This is a genomic window from Caballeronia sp. NK8, assembly GCF_018408855.1.
Classification (GTDB): Bacteria; Pseudomonadota; Gammaproteobacteria; order Burkholderiales; family Burkholderiaceae; genus Caballeronia.
Genome location: NZ_AP024323.1, coordinates 216,659 through 234,941, shown reverse-complemented (window position 1 = coordinate 234,941; position 18,283 = coordinate 216,659). Strand labels below are relative to the sequence as shown.

15 protein-coding genes are annotated in these 18,283 nt (G+C 64.3%); 5 read left to right on the top strand and 10 right to left on the bottom strand.

Translation table 11 applies throughout. The annotated features are described in order from the left end of the window. Positions 1-57: 57 nt before the first annotated feature. On the top strand, positions 58-1,086 hold the full coding sequence (gene tsaD / locus NK8_RS15660) for a tRNA (adenosine(37)-N6)-threonylcarbamoyltransferase complex transferase subunit TsaD (protein ID WP_213229839.1): 1,029 nt from the start codon (positions 58-60) through the stop codon (positions 1,084-1,086). 6 nt (positions 1,087-1,092) lie between these two features. Here tsaD and NK8_RS15655 read toward each other — a convergent pair whose 3' ends face one another. Then, positions 1,093-1,719, bottom strand: coding sequence for a glutathione S-transferase family protein (locus NK8_RS15655; RefSeq protein ID WP_213229837.1), 627 nt, complete (start codon positions 1,717-1,719; stop codon positions 1,093-1,095). A 37-nt stretch (positions 1,720-1,756) separates the two neighbouring features. Continuing rightward, positions 1,757-2,986 carry an MFS transporter gene (locus NK8_RS15650; RefSeq protein WP_213229835.1) on the bottom strand — a complete coding sequence of 410 codons (1,230 nt, stop codon included), beginning with the start codon at positions 2,984-2,986 and terminating at the stop codon, positions 1,757-1,759. A 105-nt stretch (positions 2,987-3,091) separates the two neighbouring features. Here NK8_RS15650 and NK8_RS15645 point away from each other — a divergent pair, with 105 nt between their 5' ends. Then, positions 3,092-4,009: a LysR substrate-binding domain-containing protein gene (locus NK8_RS15645; RefSeq protein ID WP_213229833.1), complete on the top strand. Its 918-nt coding sequence runs from the start codon at positions 3,092-3,094 to the stop codon at positions 4,007-4,009. A gap of 7 nt (positions 4,010-4,016) precedes the next feature. Here the strand turns inward: NK8_RS15645 and folE2 are convergent, their stop codons facing one another. The 4 genes from folE2 to NK8_RS15625 all read right to left on the bottom strand — a co-directional run bounded on the left by folE2 (position 4,017) and on the right by NK8_RS15625 (position 8,191). Further along, on the bottom strand, positions 4,017-4,823 hold the full coding sequence (gene folE2 / locus NK8_RS15640; RefSeq protein WP_213229831.1) for a GTP cyclohydrolase FolE2: 807 nt from the start codon (positions 4,821-4,823) through the stop codon (positions 4,017-4,019). Positions 4,824-4,968: 145 nt separating this feature from the next. Next, the gene (gene dxs / locus NK8_RS15635) at positions 4,969-6,885 is read right to left on the bottom strand and encodes a 1-deoxy-D-xylulose-5-phosphate synthase (RefSeq protein ID WP_213229829.1); all 1,917 of its coding nucleotides are present in this window, start codon (positions 6,883-6,885) and stop codon (positions 4,969-4,971) included. A gap of 86 nt (positions 6,886-6,971) precedes the next feature. Further along, positions 6,972-7,859 carry a polyprenyl synthetase family protein gene (locus NK8_RS15630; protein ID WP_213229827.1) on the bottom strand — a complete coding sequence of 296 codons (888 nt, stop codon included), beginning with the start codon at positions 7,857-7,859 and terminating at the stop codon, positions 6,972-6,974. Then, positions 7,856-8,191, bottom strand: a complete 336-nt coding sequence (locus tag NK8_RS15625) for an exodeoxyribonuclease VII small subunit (protein ID WP_162067047.1) — start codon at positions 8,189-8,191, stop codon at positions 7,856-7,858. The genes NK8_RS15630 and NK8_RS15625 overlap by 4 nt, the downstream gene beginning before the upstream one ends. Before the next feature lie 311 nt (positions 8,192-8,502). On the opposite strand from NK8_RS15625, the gene NK8_RS15620 reads away from it, so the two are divergent. Continuing rightward, positions 8,503-9,609, top strand: coding sequence for an aromatic ring-hydroxylating dioxygenase subunit alpha (locus tag NK8_RS15620; protein ID WP_162067046.1), 1,107 nt, complete (start codon positions 8,503-8,505; stop codon positions 9,607-9,609). Between the two features lie 112 nt (positions 9,610-9,721). Further along, the gene (locus tag NK8_RS15615; RefSeq protein ID WP_213229825.1) at positions 9,722-10,591 is read left to right on the top strand and encodes a sulfurtransferase; all 870 of its coding nucleotides are present in this window, start codon (positions 9,722-9,724) and stop codon (positions 10,589-10,591) included. Positions 10,592-10,597: 6 nt separating this feature from the next. On the opposite strand, the gene NK8_RS15610 is transcribed toward NK8_RS15615, so the two are convergent. The 3 genes from NK8_RS15610 to polA all read right to left on the bottom strand — a co-directional run bounded on the left by NK8_RS15610 (position 10,598) and on the right by polA (position 15,920). Further along, positions 10,598-11,473, bottom strand: coding sequence for a dienelactone hydrolase family protein (locus tag NK8_RS15610; protein WP_213229823.1), 876 nt, complete (start codon positions 11,471-11,473; stop codon positions 10,598-10,600). Between the two features lie 191 nt (positions 11,474-11,664). Further along, complete coding sequence (locus NK8_RS15605; RefSeq protein ID WP_213229821.1) at positions 11,665-13,029, bottom strand: NAD(P)/FAD-dependent oxidoreductase; 1,365 nt, start codon at positions 13,027-13,029, stop codon at positions 11,665-11,667. 152 nt (positions 13,030-13,181) lie between these two features. Then, positions 13,182-15,920 carry a DNA polymerase I gene (gene polA / locus NK8_RS15600; RefSeq protein ID WP_213230377.1) on the bottom strand — a complete coding sequence of 913 codons (2,739 nt, stop codon included), beginning with the start codon at positions 15,918-15,920 and terminating at the stop codon, positions 13,182-13,184. 1 nt (position 15,921) lies between these two features. On the opposite strand from polA, the gene NK8_RS15595 reads away from it, so the two are divergent. Beyond that, a complete protein-coding gene (locus NK8_RS15595) occupies positions 15,922-16,671 on the top strand; it encodes a TIGR00730 family Rossman fold protein (protein ID WP_061176836.1) in 750 nt (249 codons plus the stop codon). A gap of 55 nt (positions 16,672-16,726) precedes the next feature. Here NK8_RS15595 and NK8_RS15590 read toward each other — a convergent pair whose 3' ends face one another. Then, on the bottom strand, positions 16,727-18,253 hold the full coding sequence (locus NK8_RS15590; protein WP_061176898.1) for an AMP nucleosidase: 1,527 nt from the start codon (positions 18,251-18,253) through the stop codon (positions 16,727-16,729). Positions 18,254-18,283 lie beyond the last annotated feature (30 nt).

Genomic DNA, 18,283 nt, shown 5'->3' with positions numbered 1-18,283 from the left:
GGCACGCGCGTTGACGCCCGCTGCTATACTTTTCTGTTCCTCCAAGGCATTGAATCCATGCTCGTTCTCGGCATCGAAAGCTCCTGCGACGAAACCGGCCTCGCCCTCTACGACACCGGGCGCGGCCTGCTTTCGCACGCCCTTCACTCGCAGATCGCGATGCATCGCGATTACGGCGGCGTCGTGCCGGAACTGGCTTCGCGCGATCACATCCGGCGCGCGCTGCCGCTGCTGGAAGAAGTGCTCGAGCAATCCGGCGCGCAGCGTGGCGACATCGACGCCATCGCGTTCACGCAGGGGCCGGGACTCGCGGGCGCGCTCCTGGTCGGCGCAAGCATCGCCAATGCGCTCGCGATGGCATGGGATAAACCGACCGTCGGCATCCATCATCTGGAAGGGCATCTGCTGTCGCCGCTGCTCGTCGATGCGCCGCCGCCGTTTCCGTTCGTCGCGCTGCTCGTGTCGGGCGGCCACACGCAACTGATGCGCGTAACCGACGTCGGCGTGTACGAGACGCTCGGTGAAACCCTCGACGATGCCGCCGGCGAAGCCTTCGACAAAACCGCGAAGCTGCTCGGCCTCGGCTATCCGGGCGGGCCGGAAGTGTCGCGGCTCGCGGAGTTCGGCACGCCCGGCGCGGTGACGCTGCCCCGTCCGATGCTTCATTCCGGCGATCTCGATTTCAGTTTCAGCGGCCTGAAAACCGCCGTGCTCACGCAGAGCCGCAAGCTCGGCAACAACGTATGCGAGCAGGCGAAGGCCGATCTCGCGCGCGGTTTCGTCGATGCCGCCGTGGATGTGCTTGTCGCCAAGTCGCTGGCCGCGCTGAAGAAGACGGGCTTGAAGCGGCTGGTCGTGGCGGGCGGTGTCGGCGCGAACCGGCAGTTGCGCGAAGCGCTGTCGGCGGCGGCGAAGAAGCGCCGCTTCGACGTGCATTACCCCGATCTCTCGCTGTGCACCGACAACGGCGCGATGATCGCGCTCGCCGGTGCGCTTAGGCTTTCGCGCTGGCCGGAGCAGGCCGTGCGCGACTACGCGTTCACCGTGAAGCCGCGCTGGGATCTCACCTCGCTCGCGCGCGCCTAAAGCTTTCTACTTCGGCGGATTGAACGGCTGCACGATCGCCCGGAACACGGGCAGCGTCTCGCAGCGGTCGCTATGGCCGATGAGCGTCGGCCAGCGCGTCGAACTGAAGAGCTCCGGATGCGCCTCGCGCGCGAAGCGCAGCGCGCAGGCCACGGTGATGTCGGCGTGCCCGATCGCATCGCCGAACCAGTAAGGCGTCGCACGCGCGGCGCGGTCCGCTTCCAGCGCGTTCAACACGCGCTCGACCTGCCCCGTGCAGCGATCGAGCCATTTCTGCGATCTTTCCTTGTGCAGCACCCGTTCATAGACGAGCGCGACGGCCTTGTCGGCCAGGCCTGTCGCGAGCGCGCAGACCTTCAGTGCTTCACGCCGCAGCGGGCCGTCCGGCGCGATCATCACGCGCGCGGCGCCCGCCTGTTCATCGAGGTAATCGAGGATCATCGTGCTCTCGATGAGCACGTCGCCGGAATCGAGCACGAGCGTCGGCACGCGGATCAGCGGATTGAAGGGCGCGATCTTGTCGGCATCGCCGAACACCGACCACGGGCGATGCTCATACGCAATGTCGTACAGCTTCAGCGCGATGGCGACGCGCCGCACGAACGGGGAATCGTATTGGCCGATCAGGATCAAGGTGCGCTCCGCAGGGTCGATTTCTCGGACGCACAGTTTAAGGTCGCGCGGGCTTCGGAAACAACAGCCACGCCAACGACGCGCACGCGCCCGCCGCCAGCCATACGACAGGCCATGAACTGATCGCGAGCACCTGCGGAATGACGAGCGGCGTCACGAAAAACCCAGCGTACACCGCCGTGTTCGCCATGCCGAGCGCGGTGCCGGCGCGGGCGGTGCCAGCCAGCGTCGCCAGTTCCGTGTACGCGACGCCGTGCCACGCGGACACGCAGATGCCGGCGAACACGAGCATCGTCGAGAGCAGCAAGGGCGCACGCGCCGCGCCGCTCGCGATCGCCGCGGCCAGCACGACGAACGACATCGACGCCACGATCACCGACCCACGCAAGTACGCGCGCCGATTGCCGCGGCGGTCCGTGTGACGGCCGCTCCACACGCGCATGGCCATCGCGCCGAGCTGGATCGCGCCCATCGTCGCGCTGATCGCCGTCACGCCGAAATGGCCGGCATCGTGCAGGAACACGGTCGCGAAGGTCAGCACCGCGAACTGCGGCACGCACAGGATGCCGATGCCAAGCACCACGCGCCAGACGAGCGCGTTCTTCAACGGCGCAGCGCCTTTGCTCGGCGCCGCGCGATGCACCGCGTCCGGCGGCTCATGCAGCCAGCGCCAGGCGAACGCGCCGGACACCGCGCACATCGCCGCCAGCGCGCCGTAGACCGCCGCGAAGCCATGCGACGAAGCCAGCCACGGCAGCAATGCCGCGCCGATCCCGCCACCGAGCGGCACCGCGGTCTGCCGGATGCTCATCGCGAGGCCGCGCTCGCCCTCGGCAAACCACGCCATCACCGCGCGCCCACTCGATCCGTTGACGCTGCCGCCGAGGAGCCCCAGCGCGCACATCGCGAAGACGAGCCAGCCGAGCGTCGCCGATGACGGCACCGCGTACAGGCTCATCGCGACGAGCACCGCCGCCGTCGACAGCAAACCGGTCAGCAGCACGGGACGATCGCCCCAGCGATCCGTCAGCACGCCCCACGGCAACTCGGAGAGCGCGACGCCCAGACCGAGCGCGCCGAGCGCGAGGCCCAGTTCGCCGTTGTTCAGGTGATAGCCGCTGCGCATCCACACGGCGGTGGTCGGAATACCCGCGGCCGCTGCCGAGAAGCTCGCGTTGGCCGCCACGCCGACGGTGAGCACCTTCCAGCGATGCCCGCCGCCGAGCACGGGCGCATTTTTCGATTTCAGTACGAGAGGAGTGGCCATCACGCGGTCCATATCGGATTTGACTGCGACCAGTGTGCAGGCTTAGCATCGTCCTGAAAATCGCAAAGTTTTCATTCGATCATTCAGAAAATCAGGACGATAGTAATGAGCCAGACGACCTTCGATCTCGCGGTGCTGCGCAGCTTCGTCGCCGGAATGGACTTGGGCAGCTTCGCGAAGGCAGCGGACCGCGTCGGACGTTCGACATCGGCAGTGAGCGCGCAGTTACGCAAGCTGGAGGAGCAGGCGGGCGCGCCGCTGTTTCGCAAGGCCGGACGCGGGCTTGCGCTCACCGACGCCGGCGAGGTGATGCTCGGTTACGCGCGGCGCCTGGTTGAACTGAACGACGAGGCCGCCGTGGCGATTCGCGGCGTCGATCTGGAAGGATGGATCCGGCTCGGCTTGCAGGAAGATTTCGGCGAAGTGGTATTGCCGGATGTGCTCGGCCGGTTTGCGCGGGCGCATCCGAAAGTGCGGATCGAAGCGCGGGTCGCGCGCAATACCGAATTGCTGGAGCGCATCGATTCGGGGCAACTCGATCTCGCGCTCGTGTGGGGCGCAAGCGGCGTCACGGACGACAGCAACGCCGCGATGATCGCGGAACCGATCGCCGCGCCGCCGATGCGCTGGATCGCGTCATCGACGGTTCCGTGGCACTTCGACGCCGACGAACCCCTGCCGCTCATCGCGTTCGACCGGCCTTGCCTCTTTCACAGCGCCGCGGCTGCTGCGCTGGATCGCGCGGACATCAAGTGGCGCGTCGCGTTCACGAGCCCGAGCTTGTCGGGGCTGTGGGCAGCGGCGGCGGCGGGCTTGGGCGTCACCGTGCGTACGAGCTACGGATTGCCGTCGACGGTTCGCGCGCTCGACGCCGGCGAAGGCGGATTGCCCGCTCTGCCATCGATTCCGCTGGCGCTGCATCGCGCATCGGCAAGCGCGTCGCCGCCGGTCGAGCGGCTGGCAGCGCTCGTGATGGCATCGGTGCGGCAAGCGCACGTTCCATCGGAAACGGCGCTCGCCTGAGGCGGGCTCAGGCGTCGCGGCGCTTGTCCCGCTCGATCACCGCGTAGGCGCTGTGATTGTGGATCGACTCGAAGTTCTCGGCTTCGAGCACGTACGCGACGATGCGCGCATCCGCGTTCAGGCGCGTCGCGATATCGCGCACGAGGTCTTCGACGAACTTGGGATTTTCATACGCGCGCTCGGTCACGAACTTCTCGTCCGGGCGCTTGAGCAAGCCCCACAGTTCGCACGACGCCTCTTCCTCGGCGATGCGAATCAGATCCTCGACCGCGATATCCTCGCTCAGCTCCGCCGAAATCGTGACGTGCGAGCGCTGGTTGTGCGCGCCATATTGCGAAATCTTCTTCGAACACGGGCACAGACTCGTCACGGGCACGAGCACCTTGATTGACATGCGCGTGTCGCCGTCGCGCCGCTCCGCGATGAAGGTCACTTCGTAGTCCAGCAGACTCTTCACGCCCGAGACCGGCGCGGTCTTCATCACAAAGTACGGCAACGTCACTTCGATACGGCCGGAATGCGCCTCGAGTTTCGCCAGCATCAGGGCGAGCATGCCGCGCAACGCGTGTTGATCGAGCGGCAGGCGATTTTCTTCGAGCAACGCAACGAAACGCGACATATGCGTGCCCTTTTGCTCGGCAGGCAGGTGAACGTCGAGATTCCATACGCCGACGGTCGGCTTCAGCCCGTCTTCCGTCAATACCGTCAGCGGATAGCGCACGCCCTTCACGCCGACGCGCTGAATCGCGATCTGACGTGTGTCGGGGGTGCTCTGGACGTCGGGCATCACGAAGGCGGGATTCATCTGATTCATTTTGTTTTGTCCTTATGCGCCGCGCGTCGCGCAAGACGCGAGCGGTTCGAAACGTTCAAGCGCACACGGCGCGGGACGATGCCCGCGCCGTGTGCCAAAGCGTTGATGCGCGGCGCGCCCCGAGCGCGCCGTTTTCAGCGACGCGTCAGGCGACGCGCTTGGTCAGCTTGCCTGCGTTGGCGCTTTCGATCGCATCGAGGAAGCGTTCGCGAATCGAGCGCGCAATGCCGGCCGCGTCCAGTCCGACGCTCGACAGCAGTTTGGCCGGATCGCCGTGATCGATGAAAAGGTCCGGGAGGCCGAGTTGCAGCACGGGCTTGATAATCGAGCTGGCGAGCAGCGCTTCGACGCACGCGGAACCCGCGCCGCCCATGATCGCGCCTTCCTCGATCGTCACGATGGCGTCGTGCGTCGCGGCGAGTTCGCGAAGCAGGTCGGCGTCGACAGGCTTCACGAAGCGCATGTTGGCGACGGTCAGATCGAGTTCTTCCGCCGCTGCGAGCGACGGCGCCACCATCGTGCCGAATGCGCAGATCGCGATGCGCTTGCCCGAGCCGAGCTTCTGCGACGACTCGCGGCGAATCTCGCCACGGCCGAGGGGAATCGCGGTCATCTGCTTGACCGTCGCAACGCCGGTGCCCGCGCCGCGCGGATAGCGCACTGCCGTCGGGTTCGGCTGCTGCAAGGCCGTGTAGAGCATCTGGCGGCACTCGTTTTCATCCGATGCGGCCATCACGGTCATGTTCGGAATGCAGCGCAGGAAGGCGAGATCGTAGTTGCCAGCGTGCGTCGCGCCATCCGCGCCGACGAGACCCGCGCGATCGATCGCGAACACGACCGGCAGATTCTGCAGCGCGACGTCGTGGATCAGCTGGTCGTAGCCGCGTTGCAGGAAGGTCGAATAGATCGCGACGACGGGCTTCATGCCGTCCGCAGCCAGCCCGCCCGCGAACGTGACCGCATGCTGCTCGGCGATGCCGACATCGAAATAACGGTCCGGGAAGCGCTTCTCGAACTCGACCATGCCGGAGCCTTCGCGCATCGCCGGCGTGATGCCGACCACGCGCGAATCCTGCGCCGCGGCGTCGCACAGCCACTCGCCGAACACTTGCGTATAAGTCTTTTTCGAAGGCGCCGTCGACGGCTTGATGCCCTCGGCCGGATTGAACTTGCCCGGACCGTGATAAAGCACCGGATCGGCTTCGGCGAGCTTGTAGCCCTGGCCTTTCTTCGTCACGACGTGCAGGAATTGCGGGCCGCGCAGTTCCTTGATGTTCTGCAGCGTCGGGATCAGCGAATCGAGATCGTGACCGTCGATCGGCCCGATGTAGTTGAAGCCGAATTCCTCGAACAGCGTGGCCGGCACGATCATGCCCTTCGCGTGCTCTTCGAGCTTGCGGGCGAGGTCGAGCACCGGCGGTGCGTGACGCAGCACGCGTTCCACGCCCGCGCGCGCGGCGGCGTAGAAGCGGCCCGACATCAGGCGCGCGAGATGGCGATTCAACGCGCCGACCGGCGGCGAGATCGACATGTCGTTGTCGTTGAGGATGACGAGCAGCGGGACGTCGTCGGCGACGCCTGCGTTGTTCATCGCCTCGAAAGCCATGCCGGCGGTCATCGCGCCGTCGCCGATCACGGCGATCGAGAAGCGGTTGTCGCCCTGCAGCTTGTTGGCGATCGCCATGCCGAGCGCCGCCGAAATCGACGTGCTCGAGTGCGCGGTGCCGAAGGTGTCGAATTCGGACTCGGAGCGTCGCGGGAAGCCGGAAATGCCGCCCAGTTGACGCAGGCCCGGCATCTGATCGCGACGGCCCGTCAGGATCTTGTGCGGATACGTCTGATGGCCGACATCCCATACGATGCGGTCATTAGGCGTATCGAACACATAGTGCAACGCGATCGTCAGCTCGACCGTGCCCAGATTGGACGACAGATGGCCGCCCGTCTGGGACACGCTGTCGAGCACGTAGGCCCGCAGCTCGTCGGCCAGCGGTTGCAGTTGGCGGCGATCGAGGGCCCGCAAATCGGCCGGATCGTCGATGGTTTTCAGCAAGTCGTACATCGTCGTCCCATTTTAGGAAAACTGGCGTGATTCGTTCGGCGCGATTATGTCTCTTCTCGCCGTGGGGTTCGTCACGCGTTCAACAATCAATTCACCCGGTTCACGACCAGATCGGCGAGTTCGGCCAGACGCTGGCCGCGTGCGCCGAACGGCTGGATCGCGGCATGCGCGTCGCGACCGAGTTGCGCGGCGAGTTCGCGCGATGCATCGAGCCCGATGATCGACACGTAAGTCGGTTTGTCGTGCTGCGCGTCCTTGCCGGCGGTCTTGCCGAGCGTGGCGGAGTCGGCGGTGACGTCCAGGATGTCGTCGACGACCTGGAAGGCGAGGCCGACGGCGGCGGCGTAATCGTCCAGCGACGCGAGTGCGTCCGCGTCCGGAAGCGCGCCCGCGAGCGCGCCCATACGCACCGACGCGCGCAACAGCGCGCCCGTCTTCTTGCGATGCATCGTCTCGAGCTCGGGGCGCGTCAGCTTGCGCCCGACGCTTTCGAGGTCGATCGCCTGACCGCCCGCCATGCCGAGCGAGCCGCTCGCGAGCGCCAGTTCGCGCACGAGCGCGGCTTGCTGGGCATCGTTCAGACCATTGGCCGCGGCCGTCAACGCAACGAACGCCTGCGATTGCAGCGCGTCGCCGACGAGCAGTGCCGTCGCTTCGTCATATTGGATGTGTACCGTGGGCTTACCCCGGCGCAGTGCGTCGTCGTCCATGGCGGGCATGTCGTCATGCACCAGCGAATAGACGTGAATCATCTCGAGCGCGGCGCTCGCCGCTTCCACGGCCTGCGCGCTCGCGCCGGTCAGCTCGCCCGCCGCGTGGACCAAGAGCGGCCGCACGCGCTTGCCGCCGCCCAGCACGGCATAGCGCATCGCTTCGTGCAGGCGCGCGGGCGCGACGTCCGTGCCCGGAAGATAGTGTTCGAGTGCCGTCTCGACGCGATCGAGCGTCGCGCGCATCCATTGTTCGAAGGTCATAGGTCGTCGTCCCCGTTGTCGTTTGTCGCTCCGGCACCCTGGGTGGCGCGCTGTACCTCGGCGGGCAGCGGCTTGAGCGTCTCGCCGTCGAGCACGCGTACCTGCTGCTCGACTTTCTCGAGCTGCTGTTGGCAAAAGCCCACAAGCGCCGCGCCGCGGCGATACGCCGCGAGCGATTCCTCGAGACTCAGCGCGCCCTCTTCCATGCGCGCGACGAGCGATTCGAGTTCTGCCAGCGCTGCCTCGTAGTTTTCCGGAAGCTGCGCGGCGTCCGCGCTCTGTGCGTCGGCGCCGGTTTTGTCGCCTGTTTCCTGGACAGCGGTCTTCGCCATGAATCGTGGATGTGCAATTGAATTTTTGGAACCAAGTCGCACATTCTACGGCAAAAGCCAAATTTTCGACCCGCATCCCGTCCGCTTCGAAGGCTGGCGTTCGGATTGCGGCATTTTCTCCCGATCCTTGCACGGTACGCCACAGGCACGCGCTCTTGCTGCGATTGCGAGGAACTCTCGCCACAATTTATACCCAAATCAAGACCTTAAGCACCCCAAGGAGGGGGATTTCGGTATAATCGCGGGCTCCCTAAATCGAATCTTCGATGGTTGGGTTGTTCACTGCTTTCACGTTTTCATCGGGAGTGGGAATGTCCAATCTGAGCAATGCATTGCAGCTGAACGCCATTCACAGTCAGCTGCCAGTCACGGCTTACTTTGACGAAGCGCTTCTTGCGCGCGAACTCGACACACTTTTCAAGCAGGGTCCACGCTACATCGGGCACGAACTCATGGTGCCCGAAGCGGGAAACTATTTCGCGCTTCCGGGCGAGGGCGAAGGGCGCGTGCTCGTTCGTAATCAGCAGAACAATATCGAACTGCTGTCGAACGTGTGCCGCCATCGCCAGGCGATCATGCTCAATGGCCGCGGCAGCGCGGACAACATCGTCTGCCCGCTGCACCGCTGGACCTACAATCTCGACGGTCAACTGCTCGGCGCGCCGCATTTCGCGGACAAGCCCTGCCTGAACCTCGGCAAGACGCCGCTGCAGAACTGGCAAGGCCTGCTCTTCGAGTCGGAGGGCCGCAACGTCGCGGCCGATCTCGCGAAGCTGGGTACCGCGAAACATTTCGACTTTTCGGGCTTCATGTTCGATCACGTCGAGGTCCACGAGTGCAACTACAACTGGAAGACCTTCATCGAGGTCTATCTGGAGGACTATCACGTCGCGCCGTTCCATCCGGGCCTCGGCAGCTTCGTGTCGTGCGACAACCTCGAGTGGGAATTCGGCGACTGGTACAGCGTGCAGACCGTGGGCGTCCACAAGAATCTGGAGAAACCGGGCAGCCCGACGTACCGCAAATGGCACGACGAAGTCCTGCGTTTTCGCAACGGCACGCCGCCCGAATTCGGCGCGATCTGGATGGTGTATTACCCCGGTCTGATGATCGAGTGGTATCCGCACGTGCTGGTCGTGTCGTGGCTCATTCCGCAGGGCACGCAGAAAACGACCAACATCGTCGAATTCTATTACCCCGAGGAAATCGCGCTCTTCGAGCGTGAGTTCATCGAGGCGGAGCGCGCCGCGTACATGGAAACCGCGCGCGAGGACGACGAGATCGCCGAGCGCATGGACGCCGGCCGGCGCGCGCTGATGGCGCGCGGCGAGAATCAGGTCGGGCCGTACCAGAGCCCGATGGAATCCGGCATGCAGCATTTCCACGAGTTCCTGCGGCATCGACTCGGGTCTATCTGAACGCGGTTCCGGGCTTGCGCCGGACGTCGGGAAAAGACGGGCTTTCGAGCCCGTTTTTTCTTTTAGACTATTGGCTCATCCCCGCATCACACGCGCCGATTCAGGAGCCGTCATGCCGCACACTCACTACACCACGCTCATCTCGGCGACCAATCTCGCCGAACGGCTCGCCGCCGCGCCCGGCAGCGTGCTCGTCTTCGATTGCCGCTTCGATCTCGCCGCGCCCGAATCGGGCGAAGCCGCTTACGCGCAAGGGCACATTCCCGGCGCGCACTATCTCCATCTGGATCGCGATCTGTCCGGCGTCAAGACCGGCACGAACGGGCGTCATCCGTTGCCCGAGCGCGCCGCGCTCGTCGCGAAGCTGGCGAGCTTCGGCCTGAAGGAAGGCCAGCAAGTGGCCGCCTACGACGCCCACGGCGGTATGTACGCGGCGCGCGTCTGGTGGCTGCTGCGCTGGCTCGGGCACGATTCCGTCGCGCTGCTCGACGGCGGCCTGCAGGCATGGGAAGTCGCGGGCAAGCCGCTCGACACGGCCGTGCCGCCGAAGACGCAAGGCACGTTCAAGGCCGGCGCGCCGCTTCAGGTGACGATCGACGCCCAGGCGATCGAGCGCAGCATCGGCACGCGCGATCATCTGCTGATCGATGCCCGCGCCGCCGACCGCTATCGCGGCGAGAACGAGACGATCGATCCCGTCGGCGGGCATATTCCCGGCGCGCTCAATCACTTCTTCAAGAACAACCTGACGCCCGAAGGGCGCTTCAAGACCGCTCACGAGTTGCGCGAGGCGTTCGGCTCGCTGGTCGGCACGGTGCCGGCGGACCGCATCGTCCTGCAATGCGGCTCGGGCGTGACGGCCTGCCATAACGCGCTCGCAATGGAAATCGCCGGCCTGCACGGCGCGGCGCTCTATCCGGGCTCGTGGAGCGAATGGAGCGCCGATCCGGGACGGCCCGTCGCGACCGGCCCGACGCCCTGAAGCGCGTTATTTGACGCCGTGCTCGCGGAACCACGCGAGCGCGCGCTTCCAGCCGTCCTCGGCGTCGGCCTTGCGATAACTCGGACGATAATCCGCGAAGAACGCGTGCGGCGCGTCGTCGTAGACGACGAACTGCGAGTTCTTCGCGGGCGGCGGGTCGTTCGCGAGCGCCTGCTTCATCTGCTCGATGCTGTCCTGCGGAATGCTCTGATCCTGCCGACCATACAGCCCGAGCACCGGCACCTTGAGCTGGCTCGCGAGGTCGATGGGATTGCTCGGCGTGTTCTCGGTCTTGTTGCCGACGAGCCGCCCGTACCACGCCACCGCCGCCTTCAGATTGGGATTGTGCTCGGCGTAGAGCCACGCGATGCGCCCGCCCCAGCAGAACCCCGTAATGCCGACGCGCTTCGGATCGCCGCCGTGCTCGGCCGCCCATTTGACGGTCTGATCGATGTCGGAGATCACCTGCGCATCGGGCACTTTCGACACGAGCTGCTCGTTGAGCTGCTGCATCGACTTGTACGCCGTGGCATCGCCCTGACGCGTGTAGAGGTCCGGCGCAATCGCCAGATAACCCTGCTTCGCGAAGCGCCGGCACACATCGGCGATATGCTCGTGCACGCCGAAAATCTCGTGAATCACGATGATTACCGGCAGATGCGTCTTGCCCTTCGGCTGCGCGCGATAAGCCGGCACGAGCGTACCGTCCGCGCCGCGAATGCCGATGGCGCCGGCCTCCAGCCCATCGGTATCGGTATGAATGGTCTGCGCGGACACCGGCAGCACCGCAGCCGCAAAACCGGTGCCGAAGGTTGCCTTGATGAAGGTGCGCCGATTGAACGGCACGTGCGGAATGAGGCTGTCGACTTCAGGGTCTAGCATGGAGAACTCCCGCGGCAGGGCCGTCGCGGCGCGTGCTCGATCGCGCGACGGCGTGAATCGTTGAAATCCGCACGACATGGACAAGGCATCATGACGCACGGTGCTGCACGACGATGAAGGCGCGTTATGCATTAAGCGCGCCGCCCATTCTAAACAGCATTCAACGAATCGCGCAGGCGTTCTATTCCGCGTCAGTGCAACTTCACGCGCGGTGCGGTGGAGCGGCGCAGCCAGTGCGCGACGGTGTCGAGCACCATGCGCGCATAGCCGTGCAGCGCGGCGATGTGCAGCCGGTAGAGCGACATGTACATGAAGCGCGCGAAGAGCCCCTCGATCAGCATGTTGCCGCCGATCAGCCCGCCCATCAGACTGCCGACCGCGCTGTAATGCCCGAGCGACACCAGCGAGCCGAAGTCGCGATAGGTGTATTCGGGAAGCGGCTTGCCCTGCAACATCCGCTCGAACGACTTGAACAGAAAGCTGGCTTGCTGATGCGCGGCCTGCGCGCGCGGCGGCACATTGCGCTCGTTGCCGGGCCACGGACACGCCGCGCAATCGCCGAGCGCGAAGACGTTGTCGTCGGTTTCGGTTTGCAGCGTGCGGCGCACGACGAGCTGGCCGAGGCGGTTGGTCGGCAAGCCTTCGAGATTGGTGAGGATCGCGGGGGCCTTGATGCCCGCCGCCCAGACCGTGAGATCCGCGCGTATGGCCTTGCCGCTCGCCGTGTGGATGGTATCGCGCGAGACCTGCGCGACCGTCTCGCCCGTCATCAGCTTCACGCCGAGCTTGGTGAGCAGCTCCGCCGTCGCGCTCGACACGCGCTCCTGCAGCGCGGGCAAAATGCGCGGCCCCGCCTCGATTAGCACGATGCCGATATCGTGTTTCGGATCGAGCTTGTGCAATCCGTACGCGGACAGCACTTGCGCCGTGTTGCGCAGTTCCGCCGACAGTTCGACGCCCGTCGCGCCCGCGCCGACGATCGCCACCTGGATACGCGGCAGCGGATCCACACCCGGTTCGTCCTCGCCCTCCTCGACGCCCGCCGCGACAGGCTCCGGCGCGAAATGCTCCGCGCGCATGCACGCTGCGATCAGGCGCTTGCGAAAGAGCTCGGCCTGACCGACTGTATCGAGCGCGATCGAGTTCTGCTGCGCGCCTTCGACGCCGAAGAAATGCGTCGTACTGCCGATGGCGATGACGAGCGTGTCGTATTCCAGTTCGCGCTCGGGCAGGAGTTCGCCCGCTTCTTCATCGCGCAACGCGCCGATCGTGATGCGCCTGGTCGCGCGATTCAGCCCGACGAGTTCGCCCTGCTGAAATTCGAAGCCGTGCCACAGCGCCTGCGCCGCGTATTCGAGTTCCTGCGTGAACGGGTCCATGCTGCCCGCCGCGACTTCATGCAGAAGCGGCTTCCAGATATGGGTCGGATTGCGGTCGACGAGCGTGACTTGCGCTTTTGGCGGAGTCTTGCCGTCCGTCGAGCCGAAACGGTCGCCGAGACGCGTCGCGAGTTCGAGGCCGCCGGCCCCTCCGCCGACGATGATGAAGCGATGCATGGCACTCTCCCTGTCCTTTTATATTCGACCGACTATCGTTGTTGCTTTCCTCTATTGACTTATTGTGCGTGAGCTTCGATGACAGTCACAAGCGTGTCACCGAGATGTCGGGCATACGCGACATCCGCCGCGCATGCCTTGCGCAAAGTATTTCAGTGCGCTTCTTCCCAATTGTTGCCGACACCCACTTCCGCGACGAGCGGCACCTTCAGCTTCGCGACGCCGCACATCAATTCAGGTAAGCGCTTCCTGACATCGGGCAGCGCTTCCTCCGGCACTTCGAGCACGAGTTCATCGTGAACCTGCATGATCATCTTCGCGCCGATGCCCGAGCTTTCGAGCCAGTCCTGCACGGCGATCATCGACAGCTTGATGAGGTCCGCCGCGGTGCCCTGCATCGGCGCATTGATCGCGGCGCGCTCGGCCGCCTGACGACGCGGCCCGCTGCCGCCGTTGATCTCGGGCAGCCACAGGCGACGGCCGAATACGGTTTCGACGAAGCCGTTGGCCTTCGCGCTCATGCGCGTGTTCTCCATATACGCCGCGACGCCCGGATAACGCGCGAAATAGCGGTCGATATACAGCTTCGCGGCATCGCGCGTGATGCCGAGATTCGATGCGAGTCCGAACGAGCTCATGCCGTAGATCAACCCGAAGTTGATGACCTTCGCGATGCGCCGCTGATCGTTATCGACTTCGAGCGGCGTGACGCTGAACACTTCCGATGCCGTCGCGCGATGCACGTCCTCGCCTTCCTTGAACGCACGCATCAGCGATGCGTCGCCGGAGATATGCGCCATGATGCGCAACTCGATCTGCGAGTAATCGGCCGATACGATCTTGCTGCCCGGCGGCGCGATGAACGCCTCGCGAATGCGCCGCCCTTCGCCCGTACGCACGGGAATGTTCTGCAGGTTCGGCTCGTTCGACGACAGGCGTCCCGTCACCGCGACGGCCTGCGCATAGTTCGTATGCACACGCCCCGTCGATGCATTCACCATGCGCGGCAGCTTGTCCGTATAGGTGGATTTGAGCTTCGACAGGCCGCGATGCTCGAGCAGCACCTTCGGCAGCGGATAGTCGTCGGCGAGCTTTTGCAGCACTTCTTCATCGGTGGAAGGCGCACCGCTCGGCGTCTTCTTCACGACCGGCAATTGCAGCTTCTCGAAGAAGATCTGGCCGATCTGTTTCGGCGAGCCGAGATTGAATTCGCCGCCCGCGAGTTCATACGCCTGCGCCTGCAGTTCGATGAGACGCTTCGCGATCTCGTTGCTTTGCGTATCGAGCCTCTGGCGATCGATCAGTACTCCGTTACGCTCCATCTTGCGCAGCACGCGCGAGGTCGGCAACTCGATGTCGCGATAGACGCGCAGCAAGCCTTCCTCTTGCGCCACTTGCGGATATAGCGCGTGATGCAGACGCAGCGTGATATCGGCATCTTCCGCTGCGTAGGCCGATGCCTTGTCGAGCGGCACTTCATCGAAGCCGATCTGCGACGCGCCCTTGCCCGCGACGTCTTCGTACTTGATCGTCTTCACGCCGAGATGGCGCAACGCGAGGTTGTCCATGTCGTGTGGGCGATGCGATTCGAGCACGTACGACTGCAACAGCGTGTCGTGCTCGACACCGCGCAATTCGATGCCGTAATTGGCAAGCACCTGCTCGTCGTACTTCAGATGCTGACCGACCTTTTTCTTCGAGGCATCTTCGAGCCACGGCTTGAGCTTCGCGAGCACTTCATCGCGCGGCAATTGCTCGGGCGCGTCCGGCCCGCGATGCGCGACGGGAATGTAGGCCGCGTGTCCCGGCTCGGTCGAAATCGACACGCCGACGATCTGCGCGGTCATCGGGTCGAGCGAGGTCGTCTCGCTGTCGAACGACGTGATCTCCGCCTCATTGATGCGCGCGAGCCACGCGTCGAACTGCTCCCACGTCTGCACCGTCTCGTAGTGATGCACGATCTCGGTCACTTCGGCGGGCGGCGTGTCCGTCGGGCCTTCCACGGCGTCGGCGATTTCGACTTCGCGCAGCCAGGTCTTGAAGCCATGACGCATGAACACATCGCGCAACTCATCGCGCGACTCGGGACGCGTCGCGAGCGTGCCGTCGATCGACTCGATCTGCGAAGCGAGGTCGCATTCCGTGTGCACGGTGACGAGCTTTCTGGCCATCGGCAGGAAGCCGAGAGCCTTGCGCAGATTGTCTCCTACCGCACCTTTGATCTCGTTCGCATGTTCTACGATGCCATCAAGGGTGTCGTATTGCGTGAGCCACTTGAGCGCCGTTTTGGGACCGCATTTCTCGACGCCCGGCACGTTGTCGACGGTATCGCCGATGAGCGACAGGTAGTCGACGATACGCTCCGGCGGCACGCCGAACTTGGCGAGCACGCCCGCGCGATCGAGCGTTTCGTTGGTCATCGTATTGATGAGGGTGACATGATCCGTCACGAGCTGAGCCAGATCCTTGTCGCCCGTCGACACGATCACCTTCATGCCGCGCTTCTCGGCCTCCACGGCGAGCGTGCCGATGACGTCGTCGGCCTCGACGCCCTCGATCATCACGAGGGGCCAGCCGAGCGCGCGCACGGCGACGTGAATGGGTTCGATCTGTCTGGAGAGGTCTTCTGGCATCGAAGGACGGTTGGCCTTGTAGTCGGCGTACCAGTCGTCGCGGAAAGTCTTGCCTTTGGCATCAAATACGCACGCGCTATACTCTGCATTGATTTCGCGCCGCAAGCGCCGCAGCATGTTGATCATTCCGTACAGAGCGCCGGTGGGGCCGCCGTCGGGGCCACGCAGGTCCGGCATCGCATGGTAGGCCCGGTACAAGTAACTAGAACCGTCGACCAATAGCAGGGTCTTACCTTCAAGACTTAGTTCTTCAGGCATTATGAACAAGAGAAAAGTGATTCCGAGTCTGCGATCGCTCGCAGATCAAGAGCGCGCGACGGCCAAGAAGGCTCGCGCATCGTGGCAGATGTTCACGATTATGGCAGAGTTTATCGAGGCGACCGAGTACCTCTCGGAGATCCGCCCTGCCATCAGCATCTATGGTTCGGCGCGGCTGAAACCCGAGTCGCCGTACTATCAGCGCACGATCGAAATCGCGCAGAAATTCTCCGACGCGGGCTTCGCCGTCATTTCGGGCGGCGGCCCGGGCATCATGGAAGCCGCGAACAAGGGCGCGCACGCGGGCAAGTCGCCTTCGGTTGGCCTCAACATCGAACTGCCGCACGAGCAGTCGGGCAACCAGTGGCAGGACATCTCGCTGCGCTTCCGTCACTTCTTCACGCGCAAGGTCACCTTCGTGAAGAACTCGGACGCGGTCGTGGTGATGCCGGGCGGCTTCGGCACGCTGGATGAACTCGCCGAAGTATTGACGCTCATTCAGACCAAGAAGTCGCGTCACGTGCCGATCGTGCTGGTCGGCTCGGAGTTCTGGGCTGGCTTGCTCGACTGGTTCAAGACCACGCTCCTGACCAATGGCGTGATCAGCCCGAAGGATCTGGATCTGATGCAGGTGATCGACGATCCAGATCAGGTGCTCGATGCCGTGCTGCGCTTCTATGAAGACCGCGAGGATTCGGTCGAGCAGCCGGCGGAAGGCAAGTCGGATGAGGATCGGATGTTCTATCTGTGACGCTGTGGAAGCGAGCGGATTTCGAATCCGCTCGCTTCGCTTCAGGATCTGCGGATCACTGAAACGCCACCTCCGCGAAGCTTCGCAACTTCCGCGAATGCAGCTTCGACAAGCCGTTCATCCTCAGCAACTCCATCGCCTTCACGCCTATCTGCAAGTGCTGATCCACCTGCGCGCGATAGAACTGATCCGCCATGCCGGGCAGCTTGAGTTCGCCATGCAGCGGCTTGTCCGACACGCACAGCAGCGTCCCGTACGGCACGCGAAAGCGGAACCCATTCGCCGCGATCGTCGCGCTTTCCATATCCAGCGCCACCGCGCGGCTCTGCGACAGCCGGCGCACCGGCTCGCGATGATCCCTTAATTCCCAGTTGCGGTTATCGACGCTCGCGACCGTGCCCGTACGCATCACGCGCTTGAGTTCGACGCCTTCCAGTTGCGTCACCTGCGCAACCGCGCGCTCGAGCGCGACCTGGACTTCCGCGAGCGCGGGGACGGGCACCCACAGCGGCAGATCGTCATCGAGTACGTGATCTTCACGCACATAACCGTGAGCGAGCACGTAGTCGCCCAGACGCTGCGTATTGCGCAGACCCGCGCAGTGCCCGAGCATGATCCACGCATGCGGCCGCAGCACCGCGATGTGATCCGTGATCGTCTTCGCGTTCGACGGCCCCACGCCGATGTTCACCATCGTGATGCCGCTGCCGTCCGCGCGCTTCAGGTGATACGCAGGCATCTGCGGCAGGCGCGCGATCGGCGCGCCTTCCTCCGGCTGCTCGCCGAGGTTCGCGTTGTACGTGACGACATCGCCCGGTTCGACGAACGACGAATACTCGCTGCGATACGCGCGCGTTTCCTCGTCGTCGGCGCGCGACATCATCGTGCGGCCGAGCTTCACGAATTCATCGATATAGAACTGGTAGTTCGTGTACAGGACGTAGTTCTGAAAATGCGTCGGCGACGTGGCCGTGTAGTGCCTCAGCCGATGCAGCGAGAAATCGACGCGCGCCGCCGTGAACAGCGCGAGCGGATGCGGCTCGCCCGGACCCGGCTCGTACGTGCCGTTGACGATGCGGTCGTCGAGCAGCGCGAGGTCCGGCGTATCGAAGATGTTGCGCATCGCGAGCAGGCGGTCGCGATCGAGATCGCCTTCGAGATGGATGCCCTCGGCAAACGCAAAGTGAATCGGAATGGGCTGCGCGGACACGCCTACTTCGAGACCCACGTGATGGTTCTTCGTAAGCAGTCGCAATTGCTCGCGATAATAATCGCCGAAGAGATCGGGACGCGTGAGCGTCGTTTCATAGATGCCCGGGCCCGCCACGAAGCCATACGAACGCCGCGAGTCGATCTGCGTGTTGAGCTCCGAGCGCACGCGCACGAACGGATAACAAGCGCGCACGCGATGCGTGAACTGCTCGTTGCGGCGATAACGCGCGAAGGCATCGCGCAGAAATGCGGTATTCGCTTCATAGATCGCCGAGAGGCGCGTGACGGCGGCAGCCGGGTCCTCGAAGGATTCGGTCGGGAAGTCGTTGGCGGGTGTGCCCTGTGTGCTTTGAGTCCGGTCGTTTGTCATGATCTTGTGTCTTTCTTCAATGCCCTCGTG